The organism is Aquabacterium sp. (assembly GCF_004297345.1).
Lineage (GTDB): Bacteria > Pseudomonadota > Gammaproteobacteria > Burkholderiales > Burkholderiaceae_C > Aquabacterium.
In genome coordinates, this window is sequence record NZ_SCTN01000205.1 from 1 (window position 1) to 8,777 (window position 8,777).

6 protein-coding genes are annotated in these 8,777 nt (G+C 63.3%); 2 read left to right on the forward strand and 4 right to left on the reverse strand.

The annotated features are described in order from the left end of the window. The first annotated feature begins 5 nt into the window (after positions 1-5). Positions 6-812, forward strand: coding sequence for a pyrroline-5-carboxylate reductase (gene proC, locus EPO09_RS07400; RefSeq protein ID WP_290641725.1), 807 nt, complete (start codon positions 6-8; stop codon positions 810-812). A gap of 766 nt (positions 813-1,578) precedes the next feature. Here the strand turns inward: proC and ubiA are convergent. Further along, positions 1,579-2,469 carry a 4-hydroxybenzoate octaprenyltransferase gene (ubiA, locus tag EPO09_RS07405; protein ID WP_290641715.1) on the reverse strand — a complete coding sequence of 297 codons (891 nt, stop codon included), beginning with the start codon at positions 2,467-2,469 and terminating at the stop codon, positions 1,579-1,581. A gap of 111 nt (positions 2,470-2,580) precedes the next feature. Here ubiA and EPO09_RS07410 point away from each other — a divergent pair, with 111 nt between their 5' ends. Next, complete coding sequence (locus EPO09_RS07410; RefSeq protein ID WP_290641717.1) at positions 2,581-3,351, forward strand: SapC family protein; 771 nt, start codon at positions 2,581-2,583, stop codon at positions 3,349-3,351. A gap of 106 nt (positions 3,352-3,457) precedes the next feature. Here the strand turns inward: EPO09_RS07410 and EPO09_RS07415 are convergent, their stop codons facing one another. The 3 genes from EPO09_RS07415 to EPO09_RS07425 all read right to left on the reverse strand — a co-directional run. Continuing rightward, positions 3,458-5,050, reverse strand: a complete 1,593-nt coding sequence (locus tag EPO09_RS07415) for an efflux transporter outer membrane subunit (protein ID WP_290641719.1) — start codon at positions 5,048-5,050, stop codon at positions 3,458-3,460. Further along, a complete protein-coding gene (locus tag EPO09_RS07420) occupies positions 5,043-8,183 on the reverse strand; it encodes an efflux RND transporter permease subunit (RefSeq protein ID WP_290641721.1) in 3,141 nt (1,046 codons plus the stop codon). Before EPO09_RS07420 ends, EPO09_RS07415 begins: the two co-directional genes overlap by 8 nt. Positions 8,184-8,201: 18 nt before the next feature. Then, the coding region (locus tag EPO09_RS07425) for an efflux RND transporter periplasmic adaptor subunit (protein ID WP_290641723.1) at positions 8,202-8,777 on the reverse strand (576 nt) is incomplete at its 5' end.

Here is an 8,777-nt window from a genome sequence, read left to right on the forward strand (position 1 = left end):
CCACCATTGACATCGCATTCATCGGCGGCGGCAACATGGCCACGGCCATCATCGGCGGCCTGCTGCGCCAGGGGCGCACGCCTTCGTCCATTCTGGTCATCGACCCGATGGCCGAGCAACGCACCCGCCTGACCCAGACCCTGGGCGTTCAGACCGCGGAAGGCCCCTGCCCGGCCCTGACGCAAGCGGCCACTGTGGTGTGGGCGGTCAAGCCGCAGCAGTTCAAGGATGCGGCCCAGACTTATGCCACGCTGACGGGCAAGGCCTTGCATTACAGCGTGATGGCCGGCCTGCGCACGGACGACATGGCACGCCTGCTGGGCACGCCGCGCATTGTGCGGGCCATGCCGAACACGCCTGCTCTGGTTGGCCAAGGCATGACGGGTTTGTTTGCTCGCGCTGAGGTCAGCGCCGATGAACGCGCCGCCATTGGCCAGATGGTCGAACCCACGGGCCAGGCGATGTGGGTGAACAAGGAAGCAGACTTGGATGCGGTGACGGCGCTATCGGGTTCTGGTCCGGCTTACGTGTTTTATTTCATCGAGGCCATGATGCAGGCGGCGCAGGACATGGGCTTGAGCGCCGAGCAAGGCCGTCAACTGGCGCTGGCCACGTTTGGCGGTGCGACAACGCTGGCTGCGCAATCCAGCGATGCGCCTTCGGTGCTGCGTGAGCGCGTGACGTCCAAGGGCGGTACGACCTATGCGGCGTTGACAAGCATGGAAACGGCTGGCGTGAAGGCGGCGTTCATTGCGGCGATGCGGGCGGCGGAGAAGCGGGCTGGCGAACTGGGTGACGAGTTCGGGCGTTGAGTTGTAGGTGATTGATGTGATCGGTTTGGGGGCCTCAACGGCCTTCTGCTGGTTTCTCTGCTCTCCACGGCTCGGGCGCTTTGTCGAAGCAACGCGGGGTGCGGGATGAGGGGGCAGTGGCCCGGCTTCATGTTGGTGGTCCCGCTGCGCGGGACTGCCCTGCGCTCCTCGCAATGGGTTGGGGCCCTCCAACTCACTACGCGGCTACGCCGCTGCGTTCAAACAAATCGGGCAAGCTAGAAGACGAAGCGCGCTGACGCGCGCCCAACCCATCGCTGCGGTGCTCGGCACCAACAAGGCGCCAGGCCACCTTCCCCTCACCCCTTTTTCACCCCGCTTCCCTCGTGCGAGAGAAGACCGCGGTAGGGCTCGGGTGCGAGTACCAGCACAGCACAGCACAGGCACAACCGCACGCGACACGTGGGCCCGTGGCATGCCACCAGCAGGGCGAAACAGGATGAGTTGGTAGTTGCGGGGCGATGTCGGTGGCGTCGAGGAGCGCAGTGGCGAGCTTGGCGTGCGCAGCACGCCTCGTTCATCTGACTCGCTGGGACTGTTTGACCAGAGCGAACGCAGTTCGCGGCGGGAGTTTCCCAGCGCAGGCTCGCCGCGAGTACCGCAGAGCAGTCCGAAGCGAAGCGCAGGACCGCCACCGTCTGAGCCCAGCGGCTACCAACTCATCCGCGCCCTGCGCTACCCCGACAAAGCGCCCCAGCCCCAGCCTGCAAGCAGGCCTACCGTCAGCCGACCCACGCCCCAAGAAGCGTCAGCCCTTGGCCACCAAAGCCGTATCCAGCACCAGCCCCACCCATACCGTCAAACCCAACCAATGATTCAAACGGAAGGCCTTGAAGCAATCCTCGCGCACACGCCCCTTGATCAGCCAACCGTGCACCAAAGCCTGCGCGCCAGCCAGCGCCAACCCAGCGTTGTAGAACGCCCCGCGCCCGCTGAGCACCCCGACCTGATACCAACAAGCCACGCACAGTGCATAAAAGCCCATCACCCCGATCACATCAAACCGCCCCAGCGTGATGGCCGACGTGCGGATCCCGATCTTGAGATCGTCGTTGCGGTCCACCATGGCGTACTCGGTGTCATAAGCCAGCACCCAGGCCAGATTGCCCGCCATCAGCCACCACACCACCGAAGGCACCCGCTGCTGAATCGCCGCAAACGCCATCGGGATCCCGAAACTGAACGCCACGCCCAGCACCGCCTGAGGCATTGAAAAGAAACGCTTGGTGAACGGGTAAATGATGGTCACGGCCAAGGCCCCGAACGACATCGCAATCGTCATCGGATTGGTCGTCAGCACCAAGGCGAAGGACACCAACGCCAGCACCGCCCCCACGCCCAAGGCCTCCTTCACGGACAAGCGCCCACTGGTGATCGGCCGCTGCGCCGTCCGCGCCACATGGCGATCGAAATCCTTGTCCGCCACGTCGTTGACGGCACAGCCCGCGCTGCGCATCAGGATCGTGCCCAGCGTGAACACCAGCAGCAAATGCCAGCCAGGAAAGCCGCCCGCAGCCAGCCACAAAGCCGACAAGGTGGGCCACAGCAGCAAAAGCCAGCCCTGCGGCCGGTTCCAGCGGATCAGATCGAGGTAAAGCGACCAGCGGTCGCGCAAGGTCAAGGTAGTCACGGCGCTCATTATCGCGGCCCTCCCGCCCAATGGCTTGGGGGCAGCACTCATCAATCTGTCATCCAATCGGACTATGCTGCGTGTCAATGCGCCTCGGCGTGCCCATTGACGAAACCGATCATGAAAACTTTGCTGATGTACGAACGTGTGGTGCCACTGGACCGTGAACAGCACCGCAAGCTGCACATTCACCAAGGCCCCAGCCGCCTGGCTTTCGCGCGCGAAACCAATTCCATGCTGATGGCCGCCGCCGAACTGCCCCTGGCCGCACTGGACTACCCCTGCGTGTTCGTGCCCGCTGGCGACACCCACTCACTCGTGGCCATCGTAGGCCTGCGCGACAAGGAAAACCTGTTGATCGACGCCGATGGCAACTGGGCCGAAGAGCACTATGTGCCCGCTTTCGTGCGCCGCTACCCTTTCGTGCTGGCCGAGCAACCTGGCAGTGAGCAGATGACGCTGTGCATCGACGAAGCGTTCGATGGCATCGACCAGACGCAAGGCGAAGCCCTGTTTGACGCGCAAGGCCAGGACACAGCCTACCTGAAGCAGTTGCAGCAGTTCCTGCTGTCCTTCCATCAGGACATGGTGAGCACTGGCCGCTTTGCCAAGCGCCTGGCCGAACTGGATCTGCTGGTCGAGCGCTCGATCGATTGCACCATTCAGGGCGAGAAGCTCACGCTCAATGGCTTCAAGGTGGTCGATGAGAACAAGCTGCGCGCCCTGCCCCCAGACACCGTGCAAGAGCTGTTTGGCTCAGGTGCGCTGGGTTGGGTGCATGCCCACCTGCTGTCGCTCAACAATGTGAACAAGCTGGGCAACCGCCTGGGCCAGCGCCTGCAGGCCGCCCGCGCAGCTGCTGAGGGCGGTGAGCCGCACGTCACGCACTGAACGGCTGATCCAGCTCGCCTGCGTCATCGAAGCCCATTCACCGAACGGGCCTCGATCTGATGCGCACGGGCCGCTACGGCCCCACCACTGCGCCCAAGCCTGGCAATCAACGAGCCTGGCTGCGCGGTGGTGTGACTTCGGTCGGCACGCGGCCATCCTGGCCAGCAGGCGTGGCCTGCGCCTGAGCGACCTGCCCTGCCTGCCAACCGCCACCCAGCGCCCGATAAACGCTGATGTGCGCCTGCTGGCGAGCCAGTTGCGCCGCGATCAAAGCCTGCTGAGCAGAGAACAAGGCACGCTGGGCATCCAGCAGATCCAACTGGCTGGCCACACCCGTGTCGTAACGCATGGTGGACAAGCGCAGACGGGCCGCTTCTGCCTGGGCCTGCGCCAGTTGCGCCTGTGCCTGATCGGCATAAGTGCGGCGCGCCACCAGGGCATCCGAGACCTCCTTGAAGGCGGTCTGGATGGCCTTGTCGTACTGCGCCACGGCGATGTCGCGCTTGACCTTGGCCGACTCAACACCAGCCTGCGTGCGGCCCGCATCAAAGATCGGCACGCTGATGGACGGCGCGAAGCTCCAGGCATTGCGCCCATCGTCAAACAGGCCAGACAATGAATCGCTCACTACGCCGGCACTGGCTGTCAGGCTGATACGCGGAAAGCGCGCAGCCCGGGCTGCGCCGATATTGGCGTTAGCGCTGATCAACTGCTGTTCAGCCTGGGCGATATCGGGGCGCTGCAAGAGCACATCCGAAGACAAGCCCACAGGCAACTCGCTCAGATCGGGCCACAGGCTGGCCGACACCACTTGCGCGGCTTCCGCGCTGCTCTTGCTGGTGGCCAGCGCCTGCATCTTTACATCAGGCACGGGCGGCAACAGATCAGCCGGCGCGGCGCTGCCCAGCAGCAGGCTCAAGGCATTGAGATCCTGTGCCCACTGGCGTTGCGCCTGCGCGCGGGTCACGCGCGCCGCTTCCACGGACGATTGGGCCGAGCGCAGATCCAGCTCGTTCAACACACCGTTGTCGAACTTGAGTTGCAGCAGCTTGAACGAATCCTGACGCGTCTGCAGCGTCTGCTCGCTCAAGGCCAGTTGCCAGCGATCCGCCCACAGCGCGTAATACGCGTTGGCCACAGAAGCCACCAGGCCGATGTGCACCGTCTTGCGGGCTTCTTCGGAAGCCACCACCTGCGCAGAAGCCGCCTCGCTCAGCGCCTTGACGCGGCCGAACAAATCCAGCTCGTAGGCCGACACGGTCACCCCACCCGTCACGGTCGTGGTCAGTGGATAAGGCGAAGCCGATGAAGGCTGGCGCGTGCCACTGATGCTGCCATTGAGCGTGGGGAAGCGATCGGCGTTCTGGATCTGATACGCGGCACGCAGCTGCTCGATGTTGAGCGCAGCCACGCGCAGATCGCGGTTGTTGTCCAAGGCCAGCTTGATCAGCCCTTGCAGACGCGCATCAGGGAAGTAACTGGCCCAGGGCAGCTCGGCCACCGCACGTGCGGCCTGCGCATCACCGGCCTTGGCATCATCACCAGACAACTGTGCAGGCACGGCCATGGCCGGGCGCTCATACGTCGGGATCATGCTGCAACCCGACAGCATCAGCATGGCGGCAGCCACCATCAACGACAGACGGGCGGGCTGCTGCATAGCAGACACTTTCACGCGAGAGACAAAAGACTTATTCATGAGATGGCTCCACGTCGGTGCCAACGGGCTCGACCCGTGCCGGCTTGGCTGGGAAGAAGCGACGCACGACCACAAAGAAGACAGGCACGAAGAACACGGCCAGCACGGTGGCAGCGATCATGCCGCTCATCACGCCGGTACCGATGGCACGCTGGCTGGCGGCACCGGCGCCACTGGACACCACCAGAGGCAGCACACCCAGGATGAAAGCCAGCGAGGTCATGATGATCGGGCGGAAGCGCAAGTGGCAGGCCTGCAAGGTGGCATCCAGCACGTTCATGCCCTTGCTTTGCAGCTCACGCGCAAACTCGATGATCAGGATCGCGTTCTTGGCCGACAAGCCGATGATGGTGATCAGGCCCACCTTGAAGAACACGTCGTTGGGCAGATCACGCAGGTTGGCACCCAGCAGCGAACCCAGGATACCCAGCGGCACCACCAGCATCACGGCAAACGGGATGGACCAGCTCTCATACAAGGCGGCCAGACACAGGAACACGGCCAGCAACGAGAACACCAGCAAGGACGTGGCCTGCGAGCCCGAGAGCTGCTCTTCACGTGACAAGCCTGTCCATTCGATGCCGATGCCGGGAGGCAACTTGGCCGCGATGGCTTCGACCTCGGCCATGGCCTGGCCTGTGCTGAAACCAGGTGCCGCATCACCAGCCAGGCGCATGGCGGGATAACCGTTGTAGCGCACAGCCTGCATCTGCCCCGTCACCCAACGCGCCGACATGAAGGCCGACAAGGGTACGGTCTGACCAGCGCTGTTGCTCACATTGATCTGCAGCAGTTGCTCGGGCTGCATGCGGGCCGTGTCTTCGGCCTGCACCACCACACGCTGCATGCGAGAGCGGTTCGGGAAGTCGTTGATGTAGGCAGAGCCCAGCGCCGTCGACAAGGTCGAGCTGATCGCATCAAAGCTCACGCCAAGCGCATAGGCCTTGTCACGATCGATATCGAGCTGCATCTGCGGCGCATCTTCCAGACCATCAGGGCGCACACCCGTGACGATCTTGCTTTGCATCAGCATGCCCATCATCTGGTTGCGAGCGCCCAGCAAGGCGTCATGCCCCAGGCCAGCGCGATCCTGCAAGCGCACGGAGAAGCCCGTGGCATTGCCCAGTTCGCGAATCGGCGGCGGGTTGAGCGGGTAGATGAAGGCATCGCGGATGCCCATCAGTGCGCCGAATGCCCGCTTGGCCAAAGCCTGAGCCGAGTGCGCTTCGCCCTTGCGATCCTTGAAGTCCTTCAAGGTGACGAAAGCAAGCGCCGCGTTCTGGCCCGTGCCGGAGAAGCTGAAGCCCACCACACCGACCACCGATTGCACTTCCGGCTGCTTGATGAAGAACTGCTCGACCTGCGAGATCACGGCTTCCGTACGCGGCGCCGTGGCGCCAGGCGGCAGTTGAACGTTGACGAGCAAGTTGCCTTGATCTTCATTGGGCAGGAAGGCCGAAGGCATGCGCACATACAGCAAACCCACTGCGGCCACGATCAACGCGTACAAGATCAGCACGCGGCCACCACGGCGCACCAGCTTGGCCGCGACACCCTCATAACTATGCGTTGTCGAGTTGAAGAAGCGGTTGAACCAGCCGAAGAAGCCACCCTTTTCATGATGGTCATCCGGCACAGCCTTGAGCAAAGTGGCGCACAAAGCCGGCGTGAGCGACAAAGCCAGGAAGGCCGAGAACAGCATCGACGACACCATCGACAGCGAGAACTGGCGATAGATGTTGCCCACCGAGCCCGCAAAGAAAGCCATCGGGATGAACACCGACACCAGCACCACCGTGATACCGATGATGGCACCACTGATCTGGCCCATGGCCTTCTTGGTGGCAGCGTAAGGTGACAAGCCCTCTTGCGCCATCAAGCGCTCGACGTTCTCGACCACCACGATGGCATCGTCCACCAGGATACCGATGGCCAGCACCATGCCGAACATGGTCAGCACGTTGATGGAGAAACCCATCACCGACATCACGCCGAAAGTACCCAGCAAGGCCACCGGCACCACGATCGTAGGCACCAGGGTGTAACGGATGTTCTGCAGGAACAGGTACATCACCAGGAACACCAGCACCACGGCCTCGACCAGCGTCTCGACCACTTGGCTGATGGACACTTCGATGAAGCCCGAGGTGTCATACGGGAAGGAGTAGTTCACGCCTTGCGGGAAGTACTTCTGCAACTCGGCCATGCGGGCCTTCACCAGCTTGGCCGATTCCAGCGCATTGCCGGTAGGCGAGAGCTGAATGCTCAAGCCCAGCGCAGGCTTGCCGTTCAGGCGTGCATAGGTGCCGTACGCCTGCGCACCCAGCTCCAGGCGGGCCACGTCCTTGAGACGCACGGTCGAGCCATCAGGCTTGGCGCGCAACACGATGTTGCCGAACTGCTCGACATTTTCCAGCTGGCCTTGCACCACCACCGTGGCGGTCATGGTCTGGTCGATCAGGTTGGGGCGATCACCCAAGGCGCCTGCAGGCACCAGCGCGTTCTGCGCCTTGATGGCGTTGTTGACGTCCGTCAGGCTCAGGCCGAAGGACACCAGCTTGGCCGGATCAACCCACACGCGCATGGCCTTTTCCGTGCCGAAGAGCTGGACCTGGCCAATGCCCTTGACGCGTTGCAGCTCCGGCATGATGTTGCGCGACGCGTAGTCACCCAGCGCAACCGGGTCATAGGCCGGGTTGTCGGACGACAGCATCACAAACATCAGCACGTTGCTGCGCGACTTGTCGACCTTCACACCTTGCTGCGTCACCGCAGCAGGCAAGCGCGGCGTGGCACGGCTCAAGCGGTTCTGCACGTCCACCTGGGCCAGGTTGATGTCGGTGCCGGTCTCGAACGTGACGGTGATCGTGGCCGTGCCGTTGGCCTGGCTCACGGACTCCATATAGGCCAGGCCAGGCGAGCCGTTCAGCTCCTGCTCGATCACCGAGATCACGGCTTCGTCCATGGTCTTGGCCGAGGCACCGGGATAGGTGGCCGAGATCACCACAGAGGGCGGCGCCACCGTGGGGTATTGAGCGATAGGCAACTGCGTGATCGCCACCCCACCGAAGATCAGGATGAACAGCGCGATCACCCAGGCAAAGATGGGCCTGTCAATGAAAAAACGGGGCATGTGGATGCTCCTTGCGGCTTAGCGCGATGCAGCCGCTGCGGGAGCGGACGCGGACGACGCAGTAGCGCCTGCTGGTGCCGTTGAAGGCGTCCAGGGCACAGGCTTGACCGGGGCCTTGGGGTTCATCATGATCTTCTGGAAGCCGTCGACCATCACCTGCTCGCCCGACTTCAAACCACCCAGCACCACCCACTGGTTGCCACGCGCGCCACCCAGCTTGACCGGACGCGGCGCCACCTTGCCTTGTTCGGCATCGACCACCATCACCGTGTCGCCCTGGCTGCTGCGCGTCACGGCCTGCTGAGGCAGCAACATGCCGCCATCGACTTGAGCCTGCTCCAGGCGCACACGCACAAACATGCCTGGCAGCAACATGCCTTGCGGGTTGGGCAACTCGGCGCGCAGAGAGACTTGACCAGAAGTCGGGTCCACGCTCAGATCAGAGAACAGCAGCTTGCCTTGCAGCGGGTATTCGGTGCCGTCATCCAGCACCACGCGCACGGCCGCAGCCTGATTACCGGCCTTCTTGATCGTGCCGGCCTCCATGGCCTTCTTGAGCTTGATGACATCGTTGGCCGATTGCGTGAAGTTCAC

Coding starts and splice junctions, on each gene's coding strand:
- ubiA (WP_290641715.1), bottom strand. CDS start 2,469: ATGAGCGCCGTGACTACCTTGACCTTGCGCGACCGCTGGTCGCTTTAC.
- EPO09_RS07410 (WP_290641717.1), top strand. CDS start 2,581: ATGAAAACTTTGCTGATGTACGAACGTGTGGTGCCACTGGACCGTGAA.
- EPO09_RS07415 (WP_290641719.1), bottom strand. CDS start 5,050: ATGAATAAGTCTTTTGTCTCTCGCGTGAAAGTGTCTGCTATGCAGCAG.
- EPO09_RS07420 (WP_290641721.1), bottom strand. CDS start 8,183: ATGCCCCGTTTTTTCATTGACAGGCCCATCTTTGCCTGGGTGATCGCG.